1 protein-coding gene is annotated in these 719 nt (G+C 75.9%); it reads right to left on the reverse strand.

Translation table 11 applies throughout. The features are described 5' to 3' along the window. Positions 1-117 precede the first annotated feature (117 nt). Positions 118-719, reverse strand: a 602-nt coding sequence (locus ESO86_RS18040; protein ID WP_129236059.1) for a DUF2254 family protein, incomplete at its 5' end; no start/stop codon positions are given.

Consider the following 719-nt stretch of genomic DNA (forward strand, 5'->3'; position numbering starts at 1 on the left):
GCCCGAGGCCGACGAGGCCGCGGCCTAGTCCGCACCGCCGGAGCGCCGGCACGGCGTCCGGGTCGCGTGGCAGCGCGGCTCGGACGCCACGGACGTCGCGCACCGCGCGCCGGTTCGCTACACGGACGTCGAGCCGGTGGGCTGGTCGAGCACGGATCGGACGCGCCCGGCGAGTTCGGCGAACACCGCGCGCTCGTGCGGGTCGTAGGCTTCGGCGTCCACGCTGGCCACCAGCCGGTCGAGCTGGCGCGCGAGCACGATCCGCTGGTCCGGCCGGGAAGCGCGCCGCCCGACATCCTCGAGGAGGCCGAAGAGCCGAGCCGCGACGTCCGGGTCGGCGGCGCCGTAGCGACGAGCCTGCTGGATCCCGACCTCGACGAGCGACTCGAACTCGTGACCGCGCGGGACGAGCCGCGCCGTGCCGTCCTCGTCGGCGTAGGCGGCCGGCTGCTCGGGAAGCTCCGCGATGTCGCCGAGCAGCGCGGCGACATGGCTCAGTGCGTGGACCGCGGTCGTCGGATCGTTGACGCCGGGTGAGAGCGCCTTCGTCGCGATGTCCGCGATCTGCCGCAGGCCGAAGCCGACGTCCTGCGGCGCGGTGCGCTCGTATCCGACGTGATAGGCCTCGACGACGGCGCGCTCGAGCGCGGCGCGATCGGCGCGGGTGCCGCCGTCCGTCCGGGCCTCGGTGTCGGCGGCACCGGCCTCGGCGTCGCCCG

Source organism: Agromyces binzhouensis (genome assembly GCF_004135055.1).
In the GTDB taxonomy this organism is placed as follows: domain Bacteria; phylum Actinomycetota; class Actinomycetes; order Actinomycetales; family Microbacteriaceae; genus Agromyces; species Agromyces binzhouensis.